At 45.2% G+C, this 24542-nt stretch carries 25 protein-coding genes and 1 other annotated feature; of the genes, 13 read left to right on the top strand and 12 right to left on the bottom strand.

Annotated elements, in window-relative coordinates; translation table 11 throughout:
* Positions 1-62 precede the first annotated feature (62 nt).
* Positions 63-245: a YjfB family protein gene (locus F0220_RS18105; protein ID WP_105599263.1), complete on the top strand. Its 183-nt coding sequence runs from the start codon at positions 63-65 to the stop codon at positions 243-245.
* A 140-nt stretch (positions 246-385) separates the two neighbouring features.
* Here the strand turns inward: F0220_RS18105 and F0220_RS18100 are convergent, their stop codons facing one another.
* The 5 genes from F0220_RS18100 to F0220_RS18080 all read right to left on the bottom strand — a co-directional run bounded on the left by F0220_RS18100 (position 386) and on the right by F0220_RS18080 (position 6036).
* Positions 386-1123 (bottom strand): HAD family hydrolase, encoded by a 738-nt coding sequence (locus F0220_RS18100; RefSeq protein ID WP_105599262.1) that lies wholly within the window; start codon positions 1121-1123, stop codon positions 386-388.
* Between the two features lie 71 nt (positions 1124-1194).
* Positions 1195-2244, bottom strand: a complete 1050-nt coding sequence (locus tag F0220_RS18095; protein ID WP_105599261.1) for a zinc-dependent alcohol dehydrogenase — start codon at positions 2242-2244, stop codon at positions 1195-1197.
* A gap of 277 nt (positions 2245-2521) precedes the next feature.
* Positions 2522-3760: an aspartate aminotransferase family protein gene (locus F0220_RS18090; RefSeq protein ID WP_091020559.1), complete on the bottom strand. Its 1239-nt coding sequence runs from the start codon at positions 3758-3760 to the stop codon at positions 2522-2524.
* A 90-nt stretch (positions 3761-3850) separates the two neighbouring features.
* Positions 3851-5059, bottom strand: a complete 1209-nt coding sequence (locus F0220_RS18085; protein WP_091020557.1) for an MFS transporter — start codon at positions 5057-5059, stop codon at positions 3851-3853.
* A gap of 344 nt (positions 5060-5403) precedes the next feature.
* Entirely contained in the window at positions 5404-6036 is a 633-nt protein-coding gene (locus F0220_RS18080) for a DUF1963 domain-containing protein (RefSeq protein ID WP_091011919.1), read from the bottom strand.
* 204 nt (positions 6037-6240) lie between these two features.
* Between F0220_RS18080 and F0220_RS18075 the strand changes: the two genes are divergently transcribed.
* Positions 6241-6942, top strand: a complete 702-nt coding sequence (locus F0220_RS18075) for a pseudouridine synthase (RefSeq protein WP_105599260.1) — start codon at positions 6241-6243, stop codon at positions 6940-6942.
* A 62-nt stretch (positions 6943-7004) separates the two neighbouring features.
* Here F0220_RS18075 and F0220_RS18070 read toward each other — a convergent pair whose 3' ends face one another.
* From F0220_RS18070 to F0220_RS18060, 3 genes are all read right to left on the bottom strand, one after another.
* A complete protein-coding gene (locus tag F0220_RS18070) occupies positions 7005-7934 on the bottom strand; it encodes a DMT family transporter (protein WP_105599259.1) in 930 nt (309 codons plus the stop codon).
* Entirely contained in the window at positions 7931-8782 is an 852-nt protein-coding gene (locus tag F0220_RS18065) for an AraC family ligand binding domain-containing protein (RefSeq protein WP_105599258.1), read from the bottom strand. The genes F0220_RS18070 and F0220_RS18065 overlap by 4 nt, the downstream gene beginning before the upstream one ends.
* Before the next feature lie 224 nt (positions 8783-9006).
* A complete protein-coding gene (locus F0220_RS18060; RefSeq protein WP_223199725.1) occupies positions 9007-10122 on the bottom strand; it encodes an NADH:flavin oxidoreductase in 1116 nt (371 codons plus the stop codon).
* A 223-nt stretch (positions 10123-10345) separates the two neighbouring features.
* Here F0220_RS18060 and F0220_RS18055 point away from each other — a divergent pair, with 223 nt between their 5' ends.
* The 8 genes from F0220_RS18055 (at position 10346) to tyrS (ending at position 18322) form a co-directional block, all read left to right on the top strand.
* Entirely contained in the window at positions 10346-10927 is a 582-nt protein-coding gene (locus F0220_RS18055; protein ID WP_091011927.1) for a TetR/AcrR family transcriptional regulator, read from the top strand.
* A 55-nt stretch (positions 10928-10982) separates the two neighbouring features.
* Positions 10983-11282: a Dabb family protein gene (locus F0220_RS18050; protein ID WP_105599256.1), complete on the top strand. Its 300-nt coding sequence runs from the start codon at positions 10983-10985 to the stop codon at positions 11280-11282.
* A gap of 46 nt (positions 11283-11328) precedes the next feature.
* On the top strand, positions 11329-12099 hold the full coding sequence (locus tag F0220_RS18045; RefSeq protein ID WP_105599255.1) for an NRDE family protein: 771 nt from the start codon (positions 11329-11331) through the stop codon (positions 12097-12099).
* A 323-nt stretch (positions 12100-12422) separates the two neighbouring features.
* The gene (locus F0220_RS18040) at positions 12423-13739 is read left to right on the top strand and encodes a nucleobase:cation symporter-2 family protein (RefSeq protein WP_105599254.1); all 1317 of its coding nucleotides are present in this window, start codon (positions 12423-12425) and stop codon (positions 13737-13739) included.
* Between the two features lie 341 nt (positions 13740-14080).
* The gene (locus tag F0220_RS18035; protein ID WP_105599253.1) at positions 14081-15550 is read left to right on the top strand and encodes a protein adenylyltransferase SelO; all 1470 of its coding nucleotides are present in this window, start codon (positions 14081-14083) and stop codon (positions 15548-15550) included.
* A gap of 154 nt (positions 15551-15704) precedes the next feature.
* Positions 15705-16148, top strand: coding sequence for an Imm63 family immunity protein (locus tag F0220_RS18030; protein ID WP_105599252.1), 444 nt, complete (start codon positions 15705-15707; stop codon positions 16146-16148).
* A gap of 20 nt (positions 16149-16168) precedes the next feature.
* Positions 16169-16618, top strand: a complete 450-nt coding sequence (locus F0220_RS18025; protein WP_105599251.1) for a DMP19 family protein — start codon at positions 16169-16171, stop codon at positions 16616-16618.
* Between the two features lie 98 nt (positions 16619-16716).
* Positions 16717-16944, top strand: a binding site (T-box leader).
* Positions 16945-17059: 115 nt separating this feature from the next.
* On the top strand, positions 17060-18322 hold the full coding sequence (gene tyrS / locus F0220_RS18020) for a tyrosine--tRNA ligase (RefSeq protein ID WP_091011938.1): 1263 nt from the start codon (positions 17060-17062) through the stop codon (positions 18320-18322).
* A gap of 155 nt (positions 18323-18477) precedes the next feature.
* Here the strand turns inward: tyrS and F0220_RS18015 are convergent, their stop codons facing one another.
* From F0220_RS18015 to F0220_RS18000, 4 genes are all read right to left on the bottom strand, one after another.
* A complete protein-coding gene (locus F0220_RS18015; RefSeq protein WP_017687903.1) occupies positions 18478-18756 on the bottom strand; it encodes a YxcD family protein in 279 nt (92 codons plus the stop codon).
* Between the two features lie 5 nt (positions 18757-18761).
* Positions 18762-19262: a hypothetical protein gene (locus F0220_RS18010; RefSeq protein WP_091011940.1), complete on the bottom strand. Its 501-nt coding sequence runs from the start codon at positions 19260-19262 to the stop codon at positions 18762-18764.
* Between the two features lie 98 nt (positions 19263-19360).
* A complete protein-coding gene (locus F0220_RS18005) occupies positions 19361-19927 on the bottom strand; it encodes a PadR family transcriptional regulator (RefSeq protein WP_091011941.1) in 567 nt (188 codons plus the stop codon).
* Positions 19928-20100: 173 nt separating this feature from the next.
* Positions 20101-20676, bottom strand: coding sequence for a beta-class carbonic anhydrase (locus F0220_RS18000; RefSeq protein ID WP_105599250.1), 576 nt, complete (start codon positions 20674-20676; stop codon positions 20101-20103).
* A gap of 349 nt (positions 20677-21025) precedes the next feature.
* Here F0220_RS18000 and F0220_RS17995 point away from each other — a divergent pair, with 349 nt between their 5' ends.
* The 3 genes from F0220_RS17995 to F0220_RS17985 all read left to right on the top strand — a co-directional run bounded on the left by F0220_RS17995 (position 21026) and on the right by F0220_RS17985 (position 24527).
* Positions 21026-22540, top strand: a complete 1515-nt coding sequence (locus tag F0220_RS17995) for a carboxypeptidase M32 (protein ID WP_091011944.1) — start codon at positions 21026-21028, stop codon at positions 22538-22540.
* A gap of 159 nt (positions 22541-22699) precedes the next feature.
* The gene (locus F0220_RS17990; protein ID WP_091011946.1) at positions 22700-23704 is read left to right on the top strand and encodes an ABC transporter substrate-binding protein; all 1005 of its coding nucleotides are present in this window, start codon (positions 22700-22702) and stop codon (positions 23702-23704) included.
* A 28-nt stretch (positions 23705-23732) separates the two neighbouring features.
* The gene (locus tag F0220_RS17985) at positions 23733-24527 is read left to right on the top strand and encodes an ABC transporter ATP-binding protein (protein ID WP_091011947.1); all 795 of its coding nucleotides are present in this window, start codon (positions 23733-23735) and stop codon (positions 24525-24527) included.
* Positions 24528-24542 lie beyond the last annotated feature (15 nt).

The following is a 24542-nucleotide window of genomic DNA, read 5'->3' as shown; positions in this document are numbered from 1 at the left end:
TCCATGCTAACCGATATATAATAAGTACACCTAAGTGACCCGAATTGAAAGGAGTGAAGATCATGGATATTGCAGCATTATCAATGGCAATGAGCCAAGCTTCAGTCGTACAGTCGGCAAGCTTGCAAGTGATGTCAATTACAAAAGACATGGCACAGCAGCAAGGCCAGCAGATGACGGAAATGTTGAAGTCTGTGCCTGCTCCTCATCCCAATCTGGGTGGAAGTCTCGATCTTTCGGTTTAGTTGATATTACAGCATGTGTTTTAATGTAACACCCATTGCAGCAAGCAAAACCCGACCCGCTCCAATTCGAAAGAATGGAAGCGGGTCGGGTTGTTTTTTCCATAGATATGTTTAGGCGTTTACTTCCAGACTTACTTCGGCTAGCGTAGCTTCGCCAGGCTTGGCAATCTGCCTTCAAAGGACAACGTATCCTTCAAGGTCCATAACTCATCGTAACTGGAAATCTGAAGATCGGCTTTGGATAAGTCTTGGTTGCCTGATCCCGGATTGTGATAACCGATGCAGCGCATGCCTGCACTTTTGGCCGCCTGAACACCATTACGAGAGTCCTCAATCACCAGACAATTGGACGGGGATGCGCCAATCATTTCAGCTGTGGTCAGGAAAATATCCGGTGCCGGCTTGCCGTTCTCGACTTCCTCTCCGGTCATTCGTACCTCAAAGTATCGCCCAAGTCCAGTCTTGTTCATGATCAAATCAATCAGTGCACGTGGAGAGGAAGAAGCAACGGCTATGGGAATGTGTTGTTCGTGCAGCCAGCTTAACCAGCGTTCCACGGAAGGCATTGCCGTCAAGTTGGAATGAGCCAGCATGGTTTGCATCACATTATGCTGATGATAAGCCAATACTTCATCTAACGTACCTGTCAGTTGATGTTTGTCCAATACTTGCTGCCACATGGACTCCAGCGTAACTCCAACATAAGTATGGTGTTCTTCTTCGGTCATCACTGCGCCAAAATGGGCAAAAGAGCTGCGCTCAATCTCGAAATATATCGGTTCGCTGTCAATCAGTACACCATCCATATCAAAAATGACTGCTTGAATGATGTCATCATCGGCCGCTCCCAGTCCGCCAAACTCTTGGTTTGCTACCATGTTGTATTCCTCCTCAAGGATTGTGTATACCTATGTCTCTAATCTAATCCATTCATGGTGAGCTTTCGACTTTAGAAACTGGAACCGCTGGATTGCAGCACAACTTTAATGGCATGTGAAGAGGCTTGAAGTGTACGTCCCTGAATATCGCAGCCAAGTGTGCGGAATGCCTCTTCGTAATCCTCTAACGGAAAGGAGTGGGTGATGATTTTTTTCGCCGGAATGATCTCTTGCTCAATCATATAATGTGCTGTTGCGAATGTGCCCAGAGAATCGATGGAGCCAATAATTTTCAGACTGCGGTCCACGACTTCTTTTGGATTAAAGGACGTATTTCCATCTCTCAGACCTACCAGCATCAGATAACCGCCACTGGCGAGCTGGGAGAGTACTTGTGTACCTACAACACCTGTTGTATCCACAATCATATCGACCTGATGGGTTGCGGGTGAAAGCGATTCTATTGCATTTTCGAAGGAAGAATGAACCTGCCAACGATCTGGTGCAATGGAGCCGGCAATCGCTAAGCGTTCCTCCGAGATGTCGACCAGACAGCCAGTAACACCTTTGGAAGCGAGCGCGTAGCTGTACAGAATGCCAATCGGGCCTGCGCCGAGGATGATCGTTCTGAAATTCGGCAGTAGATGGATCTGATTGATCCCCGTCAGCATACAACTGAGCGGTTCAGTCAATGTCGCTTCCTCATAGCTCACATGATCCTTTAATTTGTACAAAAAGCGATCTTCGGTCACATAATAATCTGTAAATGTCCCGTCAGCACTTACACCTGTCTCCGTTACAGACTTATGTGTACAATGATTTTGTCTGCCTGTTCTGCACATGTCACATTGTCCGCAATAGTAGGTTGGGTCGATCACAACCCGGTCGCCCGGTTGCAATGTCGTTACCGCAGAGCCAACATCAATGACTTCGCCAGCAGACTCATGGCCGAGAATGACCGAAGGGACCGCGTGATATTTGCCGCTAACAATACCGAGATCGGTACCGCATACACCTGTCGCACGAATACGAACCAACACCTGATTATCTCTTGTAATTTCCGGGACAGGTCGTTCCTCAAGTGCAACATCCCATGCCGATTTGTATACCAATGCAAGCATGATATAACCTCCTTGTAATTATATAAAATATAAATATAGCGATTCATCTTAAAGCAGTTTCTGACAAGCTACAAAAGTAGTGAAGGGGACGAAATCGATTCTGGAGAAGCAGAGCGTTCGCCTCAAAGCTTTCTGAAAGAAAGCTGCTTCGGAAGCATACGCTATCAACGGATTTTCCCCTTGGGAAAAGGGGAATCAAAAAAATCCGGGGATAACAGCGATCATAAGAACGATTCGTAACCGAAACGACCACTTCGAACAGTTGCATTGAAATGTTTTAATGAACGCTGGCAAGCACAGAATCCAGCCGCTCCACAATCTCAACCAGTTCGTCTTCGGTTGTGGTAAGGGAAGGCCGGACCTTAACAACGTTGCCAAATCCATATCTTGAACTTCTCAAGATTAGATGCTCATCTGTAAAAGCGCGGTCAACAATGGCATTGGTTTTTAGCATATCCGGCTCATTACCGTCACCTACAATCTCCAACCCCCACATTAACCCGACACCACGAGCTTCCCCGATACTTGGGTATTTCATAGCCAATTCATGCAGCAATTCACCCAGAATTTCACCTTTGCGTTTCACGGCATCGAGAAATCCAGGTTCAGATACCACCTCCAGGGTAGATTTGGCAGCGGTTACGGAGATCAGATTGCTTCCTGAGGTGAAGGAGTGTTCATGCTTTTCGAGCACATTCAATCGGGATTGCATTAATACAGCAGCAACAGGTACGCCAATTCCGCCAAGACCTTTGGCAAGGGTAATCATATCAGGCTGGATATCAAACAGTTCGCTGGCAAACATGGTTCCGGTACGACCGATTCCTGTCTGTACTTCGTCAGCAATGAGAATAATATTGTACTCATCACACAGTTTACGCAGTCGTTTGAAATATCCGGCGGGAGGGATGATATTGCCGCCATTCCCGAGAATGGGTTCAATAATCATACAGGCGACTGAGCCGGAACTTGCATATTCTATCGCATCAGATATAGCTTCAACACATTGATAGCCGCAGTCTCCATTTGAGGATTTGAATGGGCAACGATAACAGTATGGGGCAGGTACATGGACAGCGTTAGCCACAGCCGAATTGGGGAAGCGTTTCCGCCGGAAGGCATTCCCCGAAATCCCGGTGGCAAATTGGGTCTGCCCATGATGGGACAGATACAGGCTGATGATGTCTGTCGATTCGGTATACTTCTGTGCAATTTTGGTTGCACATTCGTTGGCAGTTGAACCAGTGATATCCCGCATCCATCCGGCATTAATGTCGTTTGGAGCATATTCGATTAAGTGATCAAGTACTTCATTTACGTACGGTTCGGTGAAGGAGGAAGACATATGCGTCAGATTGCCGACTTGTTCCTGAATTTTGCTGACAACATGTGGGTGATTATAGCCCAGTGACAGATTGAACGTGCCCGACACGCCATCCAGGTATTCAACACCTGAATCGTCAATCAACTTAATCCCTTTTCCGGCTATGAAGCGGTTGTTGGTTAAAGTTTGCATACGATTTCCTCCAATATAATGGTGTACTAGCTCGAACGAAGCTCAACAATCCCGGATGATGCGGGCATCACCTCCCTTAAGAAAGGATGTTTACATTTCCTTGCTATGTTGTGCGAGAGCAGCACGTACTGCATTATTTTTTACAGTCCATAGATGAGAGACCATCAATGTGAGCAGCAGGATCAGACAGAATCCAGCCAAAATCCAGATTGTATTCACGACAGGTCCTGTACTCATACTCCATCCAGTCACATACTGCAAGATGGCACCTCCAATACCACCCGATGCGATCAGGATACTGGTTGTCCGCTCGGTCATACCGGGAATCAGAACATTTGCGTAGACCAGTGCGATACAGAACAGCCCTGACATGAACAGACCGGTTCCGAAGATGAGCACATACGTTGCCCACTGTCCAGTTACAAATACCATAGCGACCGTAAACAAAAGCGTGCCAACCGTACTCCAGATCAGGAAAGGCATATAGTTGACCGATTCGGCTATTTTTCCGGAGAAAAGACGACCGATGATCATCGCAATCCACAGGATGGAGACACTTAGCGATGCGACAGATTCCTGAAGTTGCAGTCGTTCTACGAGTATGGAGGGCAGGAAGTTCATCAATCCCAATTCCAATCCCATGTAGATGAAAAAGAAGATGACAAAGATCGTCAGCAGACCCAGATGTTTTCTCGAATATTGGGCTTTACCTGCTGCATGTGTCACTGTATTCTCGCCAGCCTGTTCCAGATAAAGTGCGGCTGGCCGGGGCATAGTGATCCACAGCAGCATGAGAACCAGTGACAACACGGCCACCGTATAAAAAGTAAGATGCCACAGATCCATCCAGATGAATAAAGCAGCAACAGCCGGGATGAGAAGTGCTCCAAGAGCAAAGAAGACATCCAGCTTGGACATGGCGACCGCCTTTTGATTCTCAGTGAATTCGATTGTGAATGCACCTACAGAGGGTTCGATGATACCTGAACCGAAACCTACGATAATCGTGAGAAGAAGAACTACAGACCAGGATGGTAAAAAACCGAGTAATGTATAAGCGGCTACAATACAGATCAGGGCAAGGGTCAGCATAGCTTTTCTTCCGATACGGGCTGTCAGGGCAGGAGCTACAATTACACCGACAAGAAATCCAAGAAACTGCAGAAACAACAAAAATCCGCCATCACTGTAACCGCGTTCATAATGTGACAATAAAACAGGGAGAAGTGCACCGAGCACAACGCTGGTTATGCCGATTAACAGATAAAAACCACAGCTTAGAGCGAATATTCTTTTCAAAAGCCCACCTCCTAGTTGGATAAAAATTTTATATTATGTAATTAATGTTTATTTCATATATAACTTATACCATAAATGCCCAAATGTACATGCTTTTTATTGTAAAATAATGTTAAGTTTTGAAGGTTGGAAATATTTTTTGTGTTATATTTTTTTCTAAAACGATTTCGTGTCGAAAGGATACATATGATCCAATCCATATGACCTTTTAACAGGGTTTGGCATCTGTATTGATCGAGAATAGTAAAACGTGCATATATAAAAAAACGTTCCCTGTCTGAGTAGACGGGAAACGTTCTGATTAGCCGTTTTATATGATGATACCTGACTTCCACGTATCGCTATTAAGCAGTCTGTACAAAGAAAATTCCATCGAATGGTGCGTGAACAGACGCCGGACCACTTCGCAAAAATAAATAACCGTTTGCATCGGGAAGACCCAATATATCCCGATAAGGCTCAGGAAAATCTCCGGAATATATTTGACACACCAGTTGATGTTCCTCTAGCAGATGGTCAATTCCTTTCACACCGTTTGGTAAATTGGGAGAGAAAAATGAGAATGCAGGGAATTCCTGATCGTCTAACTCCATTTCAATCAAACGTACGCGGCTTAACGGAATGGGTGGAACGGGACATACGGAAGTGAGTGGATGCGAAGTTACCGAGACATAAGTGCATCCGGCGAGAATATTCTCGTTCCATTCCAGCTCATCTCCCGTATAGGTTACCTGATCCAGAAAGTATTCGGAGGCGGAGTAGGTTGAGAAGACCGAGATATATTTATCTTGTGGTAAAGAAGGGATATGGACCTGCTGTGAAAGTGTATTGCAATTGATGGAGAACAGATGTAATAAAGGCTGCCCCTCAGGGTTGAGAGGCCAGTCTGCAACGTATGCCATTTCTCCACCAATCCACATGCCAGAGTTTTGGATTGGATCATCGGGGTCAACTATAAATCGAGTAACTTTGTACATGAGAAACTCCTTCCAGTGTGTATTTTGGCTTTCCTAGGTAACGTTGTATGTGTTTTTATATAACCATTCATTGCTTCGTTTCAGTATAAATGAGATGATGTGGAATGAAAATCAGTACAAGGTACTAACTCATTGCACGAAGCGAATGAACGTACCAGCACTCTAAGCACCAGTGGCAATACTATAGATGAGAAGTGGTGACACATGTTAATTAACAAATACATAAGTGAAACGGGATTCTGCTCCCGCAGGGAAACGAACCGTTTAATTGCAGCCGGACGCATAACGATCAATGGCAGGATATGTGAAAAAGGGGCGGAAGTTGAACCTAACGATGTGGTACTCATTGATGGCAAGCAGATTCCTCGTAATGACAGCGAACCTGTCTACATTGCTCTGAATAAACCCATCGGTATTGTCTGCACAGCAGCAGAACATGTGAAGGGGAACATCATTCAATATATGAATTATCCTTCTCGCATATTTGCGATAGGCAGGCTGGATAAGGCATCTGAGGGGTTGATTTTGCTTACGAATGACGGAGGCATTGTGAACAAGATGATGCGTTCGGAGCATAATCATGATAAAGAATATGTAGTGACTTTAGACAAACCCGTAACTGACGAATTTGTAAAGTCCATGTCTGAAGGCGTTGAAATTCTGGACGTGGTGACCAAGCCCTGCGAAGTGTATAGGCAAAGTGACAATGTATTTCGTATTATTCTGACACAGGGTCTCAATCTGCAGATCCGCAGAATGTGCAAAGCCTTGGGGTACCGAGTCCTGAAGCTGGAGCGCGTGCGAATTATGAATATTACGCTGGATCAACTGGAGCGGGGACAATGGCGTCATCTGGAGCAAGAGGAACTGGAGATTCTGATGTCTCAATTAAATGAGATAAAATGAATGAATTCTGCGCATGTCAACGGTGGCCAACCACGATATATCAGTGAAAAATGAAGCAAACACTAACCCCTATGCGGATTAGTGTTTTTGTTGTTAAGCTTGTGTCCTTTGCGCTCTGAAATGTAAGAGCCAAATAGGGTTAAGAACGCCCCAATTACAATCACCCAAGTGATCTGTTCCCGAAGAATGAGTGCAGATGACACGACAGTAATGACAGGTACCAGATAGATATATACACTCGTTTTGATAGCTCCGAGAAGATTCACAGCCTGGTTCCAGGTCACGAAACACAGCGCGGAGGCACCCAGACCGAGGTAGAGAATATTGGAGAGATTGGTCATGTTCGTGAAGCGTCCGAGTTCCCAATGGAATTCAAACAGGAATAGAGCTGGCAGCATGAAGATCAGGCCATAGAAGAATACCTTGCGGGTCGCACCAATGGTGTGATAACAAAGTTCGCCAATTTTCCGCATTAACACAGAGTAGATCGCCCATACCGCAGGTGCTATGAAAGCAAGTAGATCACCTATCGGATTCAGTTGCAGAATGAAACTGCCGTTCAGTGCGATAAGTAGGATGCCGCTCAAGGCAATCCCGAATCCGATAATGAAGCGGCGAGTTAACTTCTCACCATCTAAGAAGAAATGTGCGAGCACGGCAGTGAAGAACGGGGCAATGGAGACAATAACACCCACGTTGGAAGCAGTCGTATACACCAGTGCAATATTTTCAATGAGAAAATATAGAGTTACTCCACATATTCCTGCTCCGATAAATAACCATTCTTCTCTGAATGAGGCGGTCCGCAGTGAACGCGGATAGATTAGTACGAGTACCAAATAGCCGATCAGAAAGCGAAAAAATAAAATTTCTACAGGAGTGAAATCAATCAACAGGACCTTCGTCGAGACAAAGGTAGTTCCCCAGATCAATATGGTAAATAAGGCGAGCAAATGTCCGGTAGCGGCATTGGTGTTATGATGACTCGTCATACGAGGTTATCTATAGTTCGTTTCAATTCCGCATCATGGTTGAAGATACGTCTATATTGCTTCGGCGTCAGGCCGATCAGTTTTTTGAAAAAATTCGTGAAATGGCTCTGGTCACTGAATCCGGTCTGTGCGGCTACTTCAATCGGAAGCAGGCCTTGTCCCAGCAGACGTTTAGCTTGATTAATGCGAATGGTTTCCAGGTAGCGGTAAGGGGTTATCCCTTTCTGGCGAGTGAATAAACGCAGCAGGTGATACTTACTCATCTCCGTCAAATCGGCTAACTCGTTCAGCGAAATGCTCTCCATGTAATGCGCTTCTATGTAATCACATATGTGCCTGACCTCTGTGGTTACATCCTGCGTGGATACAGGCGGTTCAGCATCCGAATAATCTCGCAGCAATTGATCCAGTAGTAAGAGTAATAATTCTTCTTTGCAGAAATCCGATTGCTCTTCCAGAATCATCTGATGCAGCTCGTGCAAGGAACCCACAAGTTCACTTTGGTAGAGAACGGGGGATGTAAACCGTGGCAAGTAAGCTTGTCCAGTAATCTCTCTCGCATACTCTCGCATAACCTCAGGCTGGACGTTGATACAGCGATAATCGAGGGTTCTGCCATCGACCTGTTCGCAGGCATGTGGATCATGTGGATTAAAAACAATCATATCACCACTATTCAAAATGTATTCTTCGTTGTTGCAGACGAGGTGTCGCTTGCCTTGTTCAATAAATCCAATGACGTAATAGTCATGAAAATGATTGGGAAACTTCTGCATAATGCCTTCAAATTGATAAGCTTCTAGATGTAAGTCGGTATCAAAAACGACAGTCCGGACTTCCCGAGTCATGATGCACCTTCTTTCTGGTATGTTAAGGTCATTATAGGTTGCAAAGAAGGAATTTTCTTGAACGATATTGCTATTGCTCGAAGTGTTTAAACGGACAGATATCTCTAAAAACAAAATACCCGCAATCCCGGAGGAAAGCGAGCCCTTTGCTTAGTATAGTTTATTTATGAGTTCAAACCTATATATAGGGGAGAAAAAATCTCTTGAACAATAAGAAATTGTTCTTAGTGTAACGTAGCGAGTGCTTCAGGTGTAAAAGCCTGTATCTCGGATACGCGTCCTTCACGTATTTTGGCAGCCCATGCCGGATCGCCAAGGAGTGCACGTCCCACAGCTACCAGATCAAATTCCTGCTGCTCATATCGCTTCATGAGTTCGCCCATACCTGGATGTGTTGTTTCATCTGCTCCTGCTTCAGGCTCATCTGGCATACCCACAGAACCAACGGTAATTGTGGTTCGGCCACTCAGTTTTCTTACCCAACCTGCAAATCCAAGATCAGATCCTTCGAACTCGGGCTCCCAGAAGCGTCGTGTCGAGCAGTGAAAGATATCTACACCTGCGTCAACTAACAAACGAAGGAATTGTTCCAATTGTTCGGGGGTTTCGAACAGTCTGGCTTGATAATCATTCATCTTCCATTGGGAAATCCGCATCGCAATAGGGAAATCAGGACCTACCGCAGCACGAACTGCCATGACAAGTTCAACCGCGAATTGAGTTCGTTTTTGAAGGTCACCGCCATAGCGATCCGTTCTCCTATTCGTTGTTTTCCAGAAAAACTGATCGATCAGAAACCCGTGTGCACCGTGAAGCTCAATTCCGTCAAAACCGATGCGTTGCGCATTAACTGCTGCATCAGCATAAGCTTGAATCACCGTTGCGATCTCTGTCTCCGTCATAGGCGCACCTACTTGCGTACCTTCCATATCAACTCCCGATGGACTCAGTGATGCAGCTTCCGGGTGTGGGTTAGATCCTGAAGGACGAACGATTCCCATGTGTAAAATCTGCGGAAAAATCTTGCCGCCGGCTTCATGGACTTGTTCGACCACTTCAGCCCAGCCTTGAAGAGCTGCTTCTCCATACATATGAGGGATTCTAGGCTCACTTGATGCTGATGGATGCTCAATGGTCGCACCTTCGGTAATAATGAGTCCAACACCATGCTTGGCACGCCGACGATAATATGCGGCTACATCGGGGCCAGGGACACCATCCGGGGAGAAGGCACGAGCCATGGGGGACATGACGATGCGTGAGGACAGGGTTAATTTTTGAACAGTGTATGGTTGGAACAGAAACTCCGTAGAAATAACGTTATGTTGTTGATTACTCAAACTAAGCACCTCCATTATTATGCACCTTCAAGCGGGTACGAGTGCAATCTTAACAAGGTGTATAGGCGTGCTCAACCAACAATCGGAGCATTTTGTTGCTTAAGCGAAAGACACTGATTATTGTATGATGTCTGTGCACCCACTTTCACTTGTTGAACAAATAACACTTATCTATAATGAAGGAGTCTAACCAAATATTTTGTGTACAAAGGAGGATTGGGACATGTCTGGTGTATTGTCTCCAAACTCGAATGATCCGCGTGTAATTCGCACGCGTCAATTAATTCTGGATGCGTTTTTAAACCAATTGAATCTTAAAAATTTCAACAGCATTACGATTCAAAACATTACAGAACAAGCCACAATTAACAGGGCTACATTTTACGCCCATTTTCAGGATAAATATGCACTGCTTGAAGCCTTGTTATCGGATGCTTTTATGGAATATGTAACCAAAAGGGTGGACCCGGATGCCCGGTTATCAGCCGAAACCATAGAGCAGCTTATATTTTCATTATGTGATTATCACGTCTCAAGTAATGGATGCATCAAAAAATATGAGACAGTTGCACCAATTATTGAAGAAAACATCAAGACACAGCTGGAGCAATTCCTTCTTGAATTAATGAGTAAAGTAGCGGGGGATGTAGATCACAAAACGCTGAAAATTACTGCAACGATGCTAAGCTGGTCGATCTATGGAATGACGTATCGATGGAATATTGAAGGCGGGCAGGAATCTCCGGTTGAATTAGCCAACAGAGTGGTCCCCTATATGATGGGCGGATTGGAATTGTTGAATTGACTTCATTTAACGAAATTACATTTACTATTCGAATGGACATAGGAGGAATAACAAGATGTTTGAACATTTGGTTGTTTTTAAATTTAACGATAAAACCACATTAACCAAACAGCAGGAATTGGTGGACCAATTACTCGCGTTACAGGATCAAATCCCGGGGATTGTCGGGCTGACCGCAGGGATCAATGTCACGGAAGAAACGGACCGTATTCAAGGTTACACAATTGGCTTGCGAGTGACGTTTGAAGATCAGGAGGCATTGCGCGCTTATGGCCCGCATCCTGCTCATCAGGCATTTGTGGCTTCCCTGGATGGTTGGGTGGAAGATGTAATTGTCGTTGATTATGCGATATAAAGTGGAAATTATAGAGGTTTAACCAATATAGGAGTTGAAGATTTCTATGTGTTTAATTTTATTAGCTTACAACATGCATCCAACGTATCCGCTTATACTGGGATCAAATAGGGATGAATTCTATAACAGACCTACGGCTCAAGCACACTATTGGGAAGACCATCCTCATATATTGGCTGGCCGGGATTTGTCGAAAATGGGAACCTGGATGGGCGTAACCAAAGGTGGGCGTCTGGCTGCTGTTACGAATTATCGTGATCCGAATGAAGAGGTACATGCCAAGGGCTCAAGAGGAGATCTGGTTGCTGATTTTTTGAAGGGAACGTCCACACCTGAGCAATATATGCACCGTGCGGAGCAAAGTCGCAATGATTTTCCTGGCTACAATTTGTTAGTGGGTGATCCTGACGACCTCTATTATTATTCTAATGTGGGCAATGTTGTGATGAAGTTGAAACCGGGAATATACGGGATTAGTAATCACTTGATCAATACAGATTGGCCCAAGGTAAAACGTGGAAAAGAAGGGCTGGAGAAAATCATCCAAGGGGAGGACGAAGCTACCCTGACAGAACAAATATTAGTTTTGCTGCAAATGGCTGACCCTTCAGTGGATGAGCTTCTCCCCCATACAGGTGTTCCAATGGAATGGGAGCGTTTGCTTTCTCCCATCTTCGTTAAAAGTGAAAAATTCGACTATGGGACCAGAGCTTCATCCGTTGTTCTGATGAATAGAGAAGAAGTGTTTTTTACGGAGATGGTTCACCAGAACGGAGAAGTAATGGAGCAACGATTTAACATCAATCTTCTCAACTGACAAGCTGAGAAGATGAAACAAGTGATGTTCAGAAATATGTATTAAACATTGAAGTACTGAAGTTAAATCTCACGTTCATGTTTCTTTTCTTCGGAGAGTCAAAGAGGGCTATCCAACCTTATGTGTCAACTAATATAACCTGAATAATCGGTATGAGAGTACCTTTTGTATAACACGCCCAATTTTAGTTGGGCTCTTTATCTCTGATCACAATTCTATGTTATGAATCATGGAACTTCCCTGAATAATTTATATAATGTGAATCAACATAACATGATTTTGCAGTGGTTCTGTTGATTCTAATTTCAGGGGGGCAACGTGGGATGAAAGAAACCAAAAAGATGAGAGTTTTTTCACTGGGGATTCAGCACGTACTCGCGATGTATGCGGGAGCGATTCTGGTGCCTTTGCTTGTGGGCAGAGCACTAAATCTGACTGCAGAGCAGTTGGCGTATCTGGTATCCATTGACCTGTTAACGTGTGGGATTGCCACATGGCTTCAGGCACGAAAAGGGAAGTACTTGGGGATTGGTTTGCCAGCGGTGCTCGGAAGTTCTTTTGTAGCGGTGACACCGATGATTGCGATTGGATCGCAATACGGAATTCCTGCCATATATGGGTCGATCATCGCAGCGGGGTTATTTATCGTCATCTTTGCCGTATTTTTTAGCAAAATCGTCAAATTGTTTCCGCCAGTCGTGATCGGTACAGTGGTAACCATTATCGGTCTTGCGCTAATCCCAACCGGCATTAAAAACATGGCGGGTGGAGCAAACAGTGAGAATTTCGGAAGTTTGGATAATTTGGCGCTTTCATTTGGTGTATTACTTTTTATTCTAATCCTGAATCGATATGCTCGCGGGTTTGTTAAATCCCTGGCTGTTCTCCTTGGAATTATCGTGGGAACCCTCATCGCAGCCATCATGGGAAAAGTGAATTTTGCCTCTGTACAGGAAGCCTCCTGGTTCCATTTACCTCAACCCTTTTACTTTGGATGGCCTACCTTCGAAATCGGCCCAATCATTACAATGATTATTGTAGGTACGGTGGTTATCATCGAATCAACAGGTGTATTTATGGCTTTGAGCAAAATCTGTGATCAACCGATCAACGAAAACGATCTGGCACGGGGATATCGTGCAGAAGGTCTCGCGTTTGTCCTTGGCGGCATATTCAATGCTTTTCCATACAATACATTTGCACAGAATGTTGGTTTGGTTCAGCTCTCCAAAGTGAAAACGACCAATGTTGTTGTTGCAGCTGGAGGTATTCTGGTCTTTCTGGGGCTCATTCCGAAGGTAGCTGCTTTTGCAACCATTATTCCAAGTGCTGTCCTCGGGGGAGCGACTGTTATCCTGTTCGGAATGGTTGTTTCATCCGGGATCAAAATGCTGCAAAACGTCGACTTTGGCAAACAATCCAATCTGTTGATCGTGGCTTGCTCCGTTTCACTTGGGCTCGGTGTTACTGCTGTACCCGACCTGTTTGCCCAGCTTCCTCAAAGTATTCGGATTATTGTTAGTGATGGTATTATTACGGGAAGCCTGTCAGCGATCCTGCTCAATGTCTTCTTTAACCTCGGTTTCAAAAAAGAAAGCTTGCCTGTACAACCCGTACAGGTTCAGGAAGCACATACGTAATTCTTGTAATAACATACATGTCATCGGGTAAACGGAACAGATCCAAGAAGGTTTCTCTGGGAAGTGGAATGAAAGGAAATGACTCCACTTGGCCAAAAAACTTCTTGGATTTTTTTGCGCGAAACCAACAATGTGGTGGTTCCCTTATCAAAGTGACTATTCATGAGGAATGCAAAAGGAATGCAAATATGCTAAAGTTTCATCAAGAACATTTTAGATGTTCGTTTAAGTCAACATCCTCTTGAATTGAATTTCCATGCGACTACATAAATGAGCATTGGTTCACAAGGCTACAATATAACCAAGGGATATCTCTGGTACAGAAAAGGAGTTGTGATCACATGCAACAAGAAACGTTGAACAAAGGGTGGAACTTGGAGAATAGTTATGCGCAGTTACCGCAACCCTTTTTTACAAGTCAGGGTGCGGTGCCTGTTGAATCACCAAAGCTGATCATTTTCAATAGACTGCTTGCATCCGGCTTGGGACTGGATGTGGAGTCTCTTGACAGTGATGAAGGGGCGCAAATTTTTGCAGGTAATTCGATTCCGGAAGGAGCCGAGCCTTTGGCTCAGGCCTATGCAGGACATCAATTTGGCAATTTTAACATGCTTGGTGATGGTCGTGCTTTGCTGCTGGGAGAACAGATTACGCCACAGGGCGAGCGAGTGGATATCCAGCTGAAAGGTTCAGGAAGAACACCCTACTCCCGTGGAGGAGATGGACGTGCTGCTGTAGGGCCAATGTTGCGAGAGTATATTATTAGTGAAGCAATGTATGCACTGGGGATCCCAACGACACGCAGTCTGGCTGTGGTATCAACAGGTGAAAACATTATCCGCGAAACAGAGCGGCCAGGGGCTATCTTGACCCGTGTTGCTTCTAGTCACATCAGGGTGGCAACCTTTCAGTACGCAGCAAGATGGGGGTCTATTGAAGATCTTCGGGCGTTGGCTGAGTACACGTTGCATCGACATTTCCCCGAGGTTGCTCAAGCCGAAAATCGTTATCTTTTGCTCCTTCAGGAAGTGATTAAACGGCAGGCGGCTCTCATTGCCCAATGGCAGCGTATTGGTTTCATTCATGGTGTGATGAACACGGATAACATGGCCATTAGTGGTGAGACCATTGATTACGGTCCATGTGCCTTTATGGATGCTTACAATCCTGGGACCGTATTTAGCTCCATTGACAGACAAGGTCGCTATGCATATGGCAATCAACCTTATATTGCCGGGTGGAATTTGGCTCGATTTGCCGAGACACTTCTGCCGTTGTTGCATGAAGATGAAGAGCAGGCAGTGCAACTTGCGCAGGATGCTATCGCACAATTTTCTGAATTGTACCATCAGCACTGGCTTAAGGGGATGCGTGCCAAACTGGGCTTGTTGGATGAAGAAGCCGAAGATGAAGCGCTGATCAAGGATCTCCTCGAACTCATGGAGAAGCATAGTGCGGATTACACCAATACGTTCCTGGCGTTGACCATTGACACATTGGAAGGGATAACAATGTATGCCTCGACAGAATTTTCGGAATGGCATGAACGTTGGCAAGCAAGATTGGAAAGACAGCATGAGGGGAAGGAAGTCTCTCGGCAGTTGATGAGAACAAGCAATCCAGCCGTCATTCCCCGCAATCATCGGGTCGAGGAAGCCCTTGAGCGAGCGGAGAACCACGGAGATCTTAGCGTGATGCAGAAGCTTTTGAAGGTTCTTTCAGACCCGTTCGCATACTCACCTGAGCAGGCTGAATATGCCGAACTACCTGCACAATGCAATACTTCGTATCAGACTTTTTGTGGGACCTGATTGAACAGTATGGAATGAGGAGGCTGCCTTGGGCAGTCTTTTCATTTTTTCATTCTGTCATCGATGTTAAAATCCATCATGGGAATTGAATTCGGAGATTATCATGCAATAATTAGAGAAATAGAGATTTACTTTTATAGAGGCAGGTGCATTCATGTCCAACATGTTAAGCAAACAACAATTGGCAGACATCCTTATACAGCTTTTAAAGCTTACATTCTTCCCTAGAGAACAGATGCAGAACTATGTTAACCGCTTGTTTGAGACCTTTAAATGGGATGGTGTACCCTATGTAGAGTGTGGAAAAGATACGTATATTGTTCGAATATACGAACGTGGTCTCGTCTCGTTAGAGAAACGAGTAAAACAGCCAGAGGAAGTCATCTATTGGCTGCTGGAAGATATTATTTTCACCGCGACGCATGTAGGATTGTTGGAACGACATGGCGTGGATAATAAACAGACGCATTTGAACTATACAGATGAAGTCATGAAGGAACTGAACAGGGGTGTTCAGGAAGCTTTCCAGCAGATCGGTGATCCGTATTTACATTGGCATCAGACGGGTAAACGTCAGGAGTTAGAGAGCATGGCATAAAGAAAAGTGAGGTGTGTAACGTGAGTGAGCAAGATATTAATGATGTATGGCATGACTATGCTGTGTTATTTGTCGAAAAAAAGAATGAATCTGAACAGGGCTGGGCATCGTTAACTTCGAACGAGCAGGACGTTGCTGCTTTATGGCTGTTAGAGGCGGATGTCTTTAATGGTGGTTTTATACAGTTTTTCTGCAACTGGGGGGAAGAAGTATACCGTTACGCGTTGCGGGCATTACATATCATTGGTGCGACTCAAGTTGTGGAGATTATAACGTCACCATACGGCTGCATTGAGCATCTGAAAGAGGATGAAAGGCTTACTGAACTATGGGACATTCCTAAATTACTGACAAAGGAACAAGAGCACCAGTTAGATGAACTGGATCAGCAATTTTGGAACAATGAGGATCAGATCGCGGAGAAAGCCTATGGTTATTATCACGGAAAATTGAACATGATGATTATATAATCTGGTTTCAACTACGCATCCGTTGTTCTGTTCGAAGATTAATACTTGGTCTTGCAATGACTGAAACGTTCGGCTATACTTGCTATAAATTGAATACATGAATCACGTTGATAGAGCGCAGTAGCGGCTTTGTCCCTGTTACAGAAAGTCAGGGGTTGATGGAACCTGATACATACAAGGGCTGCGAATTACACTCTGGAGTACTTGGGTAATGCCAAGCGGATGGGCAAACGATATATTGCCAAAAGTGGTATGGATAGCGTGTTAAGGTTATGTGTTATCCATGCAATTTGGGTGGTACCACGGTTATGATAATCGTCCCTGTGTCTAATGAAGACAAGGAGGCGATTTTTTTGTGTCCAAAAAAGCCGTTCCAGTGTGTTTTTTGTAAATTAACGTAGATCATGACTGAATTTTGAGGATAGAAAAGGGGTTATACGAATGAATATTATTGATGAACTACAGTGGCGTGACGCCATTAACCAGCAAACGGATGCAGAGGGATTACGTGAATTGACTGAAACGAAGTCCGTTTCTTTGTACTGCGGTGTTGACCCTACGGGGGATAGCATGCATATCGGACATTTAATTCCCTTCATGATGCTGAAACGTTTTCAACTGGCAGGACACCGTCCGGTTATTTTGATTGGTGGAGCTACAGGCACGATTGGTGATCCAAGTGGTCGTCAGGCAGAGCGTTCTTTGCAAACGATGGAGCAAGTGCAGGAGAACGTGGATGCACTGACCGCGCAGATGAAGAAGTTGTTCGTAACAGACGGGGATAATCAGGTACGCATGGTGAACAACTACGATTGGACACACAAAATCAATGTCATTGAATTCTTGCGTGACTACGGCAAAAACTTTAACCTCAACACAATGCTTGCTAAGGATGTAGTTGCGAGCAGACTGGAAGGCGGAATCTCGTTCACTGAGTTCTCCTACCAGATTCTTCAATCACTCGACTACCTGCACCTGTTCCAGAACGAAGATGTACAGCTTCAAATTGGCGGTTCCGATCAATGGGGGAATATCACGAGTGGTCTTGATCTGATTCGTAAAAAAGAAGGATCTGAAGCGAAGGCGTACGGTCTGACCATTCCACTTATGCTTAAATCCGATGGAACCAAATTCGGTAAAACAGCTGGCGGCGCAATCTGGCTTGATCCGAACAAAACGACACCATTTGAATTCTACCAGTTCTGGGCGAACACAGATGACCGTGATGTGATCAAATACTTGAAATACTTTACCTTCCTGAGCAAAGAAGAAATTGAAGCTTTGGCTGAAAAGGTAGAGACAGAGCCGCACAGACGTGAAGCACAGAAAGCACTTGCGGAAGAAATGACAAAATTCGTACACGGCGAAGAAATGCTTGAACAGGCTAAACGTATTACAGCGGCGCTGTTCAGTGGTGATATCCGTTCCCTGACCGCAGACGAAATCGAGCAGGGCTTCAAGGAAATGCCTACCTTTGAAACGGACGGCGAAGCCAAAAATATTGTGGATTGGCTCGTAGATCTGGGTCTGGAGCCATCCAAGCGCCAAGCGCGGGAGGATGTCACCAAAGGTGCAATTTCCATGAATGGTGAGAAAATCACGGAGCTTGAATTCACGGTGTCGGCAGAACACGCCATTGGCGGTAAATTCATCATTATCCGTAAAGGTAAGAAGAACTACAGCCTGGTTAAACTTCAATCGTAGTTTCCAAGAAGTAGAATGTAACACAGACACATATAGAGACTGCATTAGAGTACAAATAAAGCTACAAATAAAGAAACAAAAAGACCGCCTTCCATCTCTGTCAGGCGACAGAGGGGAGGCGGTCTTTCGTATATCAGGCCAGTGACTGACCTATCTTATTGATTAACGATCGCTGTGATCTCTTCATCCAGATCAAGTCGTACGTTCTCACGGTACGCCCGGATGTTGTATTCACTGTGCAGGTAACGAAGAATCGCTTCAATCATATTGGACTCCACCAGATATTGACTACGGCCTTGGATCCAAACTTCAGCGGAATAACCTGTATCTTCTTCCCAGCTCAGTTCTACATTCACATCGGTTGGACGTACACCCTTACGTTCTGCCATATGAATACAGATTGCATTCACAATTTCATCCATGCTCAGAACCATAGAGATTAGTACCGTCCGTTTCTGTTACGGTCGTCATCACGATCATTGCGACGGTCATAACGACCATCCGCTGCAGGTTTGCGACGATTGGAGATGGCTCTGAAGAGTGCCATAGCCAGCATAACAATCAACATAATTGCTGCAACGTTCACGAGCAATCCAAGGATGTTACCCAGAGCGCCCATGCCACCGAACAATCCGCCGAACATCATACCAGCAAGACCACCAAGCATCATGCCTTTCATGAATCCTCCGCCACCGCCGAAGAATCCACCACGAGTTGCAGCTGCACCAGTACCGGAATTATTACCGGAATTGGATTTATTCACGTTACTGTTGGAGTCGGATTTCTTAGGTGTATTGCTATAACTTTTTGTACCGGATTTGAATCCGCCACCACGTCTTGCATCCGCAGAATCCGGATTCGTTACTCCCACTGTTGCGAACAATAATGTAAAGGCCATAAATACCATCATTAGATGTTTAAATCCAAATTTTTTCTTCATTGTAAAGATCGTAACCCCCCGATTAATTTGTTTGAATCGCCCAAAAATGGGCCTTACTCATGTAATACGGTCAACTTGCAGGAACGTTTCAAATTTTATTAAACTTCCGAAACGCTTGGACTTGGGTCTTGAATTGCAGCTTGGCCATCAAGCAATTGGGTAACCCAATGACACCATTCCAGGCCTGTTTGTGCGTGCATTAACCCTTTTTGTACCAGGATGTAGCTTCCAAAATCTCGGTTGCCTACACGAAGATTATCCTGAGGTATACGTGACTTCAGATCCTCGAAATAACGTATGCGTTCCATGAACCAGCTTTTACGCTCATTCAGAATGCGTCTCATGCTTCCGTCTTCCGCTATGCCAACACACAAAATACGCAAATTAAATTCATCGCGTGTAACCGGTGCGGTAACAGGAGTAATCATCCATTCCAAGAGCTTTTCAATGCCTTTTTCCGTAACTGCGTACATTTTCTTGTCCGGTTTGTCAGACTGTTGTACCCAGCGGGAGGCCAATAACTCATCGTTTTCCATCTTGGACAGGAGGGGATAGATCTGGCTGTGTTTCGCCTGCCAATGAGGCTGGATTTTCAGCATCAGATCATAGCCCGATGACTCCTCGCGGGTAAGCAGCCCGAGTAATCCGTAGGAAAGTATGTTCATGCACATGTCTCCTTAATATTAGGGCTAGGTCAGAGAGAACAATCGTTTTTACTTTCTTTGACCGCTTTCATAAAAAGTGTACACTGAAACTGTATGGTTTGACAACCTGACAGAACAACTGCCTTAATTTAGACAAAAAAAGTGCGAACCATAAGGTCCGCACTCCAAACCATTTAGAGAGATGCCTGTTGTCTATACCCCTCAGCGACAAGATCAAGCTCACCTGTGGCAGAATCGATAACCATGCCGTGGACGGGTACATTGGGAGGAAGTAAAGGATGCTTCTTGATCACTTCCACAGTATGCTTTACCCCTTCTTCGACGCTGTCAAACCCGCGCAACCATTTTTGCAAACGGATCCCCGAATTCTCCAGAGTAGTCATGACTTCTTCCGATACACCACGCTCTACCATATGTCCAATCATGGTTTCTGCGTGAAGGGAAGCCATACCACATTCCGTATGCCCCACTACCAGGACTTCATCTGCACCCAGTTCATAGATGGCGACAAGTACACTACGCATTACACTCCCGAAAGGCTGAGAGATAATTGCGCCTGCGTTTTTGATGATTTTCACATCACCGTTTTTCAGGTTCATAGCCTTGGGCAGCAATTCCACCAGACGTGTATCCATACAAGTGATGATAACCATCTTTTTGGTTGGAAACTTGCCAGCCGTATACTTTTCGTATTCTTTGGTCTCGACAAATGATTTGTTGTAAGCCAAAATCTCTTGAATGTTGTTCATGTCCATTGCCTCCTGTTATCCAATACGACGAGCACGGCCACTTGCATATGATGCAGCTTGTCCTACGCGCCTTTGCTTTAATAGTATTTCACGGTCAGCAGATGGCATTACTCGAACCCTTTAGAGGTTGTTCAAAAAGTCCACTTTTGATTACAAATCATGCCTAAGGGCATCATCAGCATCGAAGTTAAATTCAATTACTATCTTCTCGGTAATGAAAACCAGACTTTTGGAACACGTATCTTTAGGAGAACAATGCAATTTTCATCTGTTAAAAGTTGATTATACGCAATGCAAAAAGTATCATCAATAGGGTATAACATTTTTTTTGAAGAGGTGAACGATAACAATGGATAAACAAACACAGGAACATTTGGAATCCTTCCGTAATCTGGCTCGTAAAATTAAGAGCTATCATGAAGCCATTGGTTTGCTTCACTGGGATCTGCGCACAGGTGCGCCGAAAAAAGGCGTTCCGACACGTTCGGAGACGCTGGGTATGTTGTCCACCGAAGCATTCAAGCTGCAAACCTCGGCTGACATGAAGACTTACCTGGATGCATTAACGACTCCAGCGGTATTGGAACAGCTCGAAGATATAGATCGTCGTCAGGTTGAAGATTGCAAGAAAGAATATGATCGCAGTCAGTCTGTACCGCCTGAGAAAGTGCAAGCATATACCGTGCTCACGGCCAAGTCAGAAACGGCATGGGAAGATGCCAAGCATAACAGTGATTTTGCCGGGTTCTCCCCATATCTGACAGATATCGTTAAGCTCAAACAGGAGTTTATTGATTATTGGGGTGTGAAGGATACACGTTATGATACGTTGCTTGATATGTATGAACCAGATCTGACGGTTGAGAAAGTGGACGCTGTGTTCGCTCGCCTCAAAGCACGTTTGGTACCTTTGCAAGAGAAGATCAATGCTTCAGAAAACAAGCCAAATACAGAGTTCCTGAATCAGTTGTTTGACACCGAACAGCAGGAAAAATTCAGTCTGTTCATCTTGGAACAAATGGGCTATGACTTTGAAGCTGGACGATTGGACGAGAGTGTTCATCCTTTTGCAACGGGTCTTAACCCGGGTGATGTGCGGATCACAACACATTATCTGCAAGATGATGTAGCAAGCGCAGTCTTCAGTTCACTGCATGAGGGCGGACATGCCCTGTACGAGCAAAATATTGATGACAGTCTGGCGGGTACCCTTCTTGCCGAAGGAACGTCCATGGGGATTCATGAGTCACAGTCCCGTCTTTGGGAAAACATGATTGGTCGCAGCCTGCCATTCTGGACACGTTATTATAAAGATTTGCAGCAGCATTTCCCGCAACTGAGCGAGGTTGAACTGGAAGATTTCTATCGTGCAATCAATCGGGTGGAGAGTTCACTCATTCGGATTGAAGCGGATGAACTGACCTATAACCTGCATATTATTATCCGGTATGAGATCGAGAAAATGTTATTCAACGATGGTCTGGAAGTGAAAGACCTCCCGGAGACCTGGAATGCAAAATACAAGGAATACCTCGGTATTATGCCAACGAATGATGGAGACGGCGTTCTTCAGGATGTTCACTGGTCTGGTGGTGACTTTGGTTACTTTGCTTCGTATTCTCTGGGTAATATGTATGCAGCTCAAATTCTACATACATTGCGCAAGGAAATGCCGGAGTTTGATACTCTTATTGCCGAAGGTAATCTGATTCCAATTAAGGAATGGCTTACAGACAAGATCTATCGGTATGGCAAAAGTCGCACACCTTCCGAATTGATTGTTGCCGTAACGGGTGAAGAGTTGAACCCGGATTATCTGGCCGATTATCTGGAAGCCAAATACGCCGAGATTTACAAGCTGTAGGTAACCCATATATAACATATTGAATAACATTTCGAAGAGCTGAAGAGTCGGGCATCATTGCCCGGCTCTTTTTTGCATTTAAGTTCTTAACCTTTTGTTGGGCATCGGCATATCCATAATAGAGAGAAACTGCTGAAACCAGTGAAGGAGGGAAACAACATGAAATACACGCCATGGTTCGTCCGGGGCATCGTTATTCTGCTGATTATCATTGTGGCGCTCACCAGCTGTAATAAGGAAGAGAATGAAGCCAAGATTACGATTGGCGAAGTGACTCGTTCGGTATTTTACGCACCGGAATATGTGGCTGTGGCTCAAGGTTTTTTTGAAGAGCAGGGACTTGAGGTGGATATTCAGACGACTGCTGGCGGTGACAAAACGATGGCGGCATTACTCGCAGGTTCAGTGGATATCGCACTGGTAGGAGCGGAGACGTCCATATATGTCTATCAGCAGGGAGCGGAAGATCCGGTCATTAACTTTGCCCAGCTCACCCAGACGGATGGTACATTTCTGTTCGCTCGTAACACAGAAGGTAGCTTCGATTGGGAGCAACTGAGGGATTCGACATTTCTCGGTCAGCGCAAAGGCGGTATGCCGCAAATGGCAGGGGAGTTCGCACTGAACAAACATGGCATTGATCCGCAAAGTGATCTAGAGCTGATTCAAAATGTGGACTTTGCCAACATTGCGTCTGCTTTCGCCTCAGGTACGGGAGATTATGTTCAACTGTTTGAGCCCCAGGCATCCATCTTTGAACAAGAAGATCGGGGCAAGGTTGTTGCATCGTTTGGAACAGAAAGTGGTCGTCTGCCTTATACCGTCTTCATGACGAAACAGAGTTATCTGAATGACAATAAGGATATCGTACAGAAATTTACGAATGGTCTGCACAAAGCGCAGGCATGGGTAGATTCCCACAGTGCTGAAGAGATTGCGGAGGTCATTTCTCCTTTTTTCAAAGACATCGATTCAGCCATTTTGATCAGTAGTGTAAACCGTTATAAGGAACAGGGCAGCTATGCAACGGACCCGATCATTGATGAGGAAGAGTGGAACAATCTGCTGGATGTCATGAGTGCTGCGGGAGAGTTGAAAGAACGCGTGGATTTGAATGCCATTGTGGATAATGCCTATGCGGAAGAAGCCACGAAATCAAAGTAATGGGTATTCAGGAAAGGAAGTGAGCAGAATGCCTGAATCCGAAAGTGTGATCCGACTGGAGGGGATCTCTCAAGTATACGTCAGTGAGCGGGAAGCTTCCTTGGTGATTGAGGACTTGAGTCTGGAGATCCAAAAAGGAGAGTTCGTCAGTCTGGTTGGACCGAGTGGATGCGGTAAAACGACATTGTTGTCGATCATCGCCGGGCTGCTCACACCCACCCGAGGAGAGGTTAAGGTTAAAGGGAAACTCGTTGGCGGTCCCTCATCACAGATTGGTTATATGCTTCAACAGGACTATCTGTTTCCATGGCGGACCATTCTCGATAACGCATTGATCGGTCTTGAACTGACAGGCAGATTGGATGAACGGAGTCGTGAACGTGTACGGGAACTGCTGATAAGTATGGGCTTGGCCGGAACAGAGAATCAGTACCCTTCAGAGCTTTCAGGAGGCATGAGACAGCGAGTGGCTCTGGTGCGCACGCTGGCAACCGATCCGGGAATTTTATTGTTGGATGAACCATTCTCGGCACTTGATTATCAAACCAAGCTGCAATTGGAGGATCTGGTCTCGGACACGTTAAAACAGTTTGGCAAAACTTCTGTTCTCGTCACCCATGATTTGTCTGAAGCCATTGCGGTCAGTGACCGCGTCATTGTACTGGATCGCAATCCGGGCCGCATCCGTCGTGAATTTATCATTCCCGATGGAATTCGTAAATCTCAGCCGTTTCATGCCAGGGAGCAAGAAGGATTCAATGCGTTGTTTCAGGCATTGTGGAGTGAACTGGATCAGTCCGGGGGAGGTGAAGAAGACGCGTGAATCCAATGAATCCGA

It is taken from the genome of Paenibacillus sp. 37, from assembly GCF_008386395.1.
Lineage (GTDB): Bacteria > Bacillota > Bacilli > Paenibacillales > Paenibacillaceae > Paenibacillus > Paenibacillus amylolyticus_B.
The sequence above is the reverse complement of the archived record's forward strand: the minus strand, read 5'-3'. Positions and strand labels throughout refer to the sequence as shown.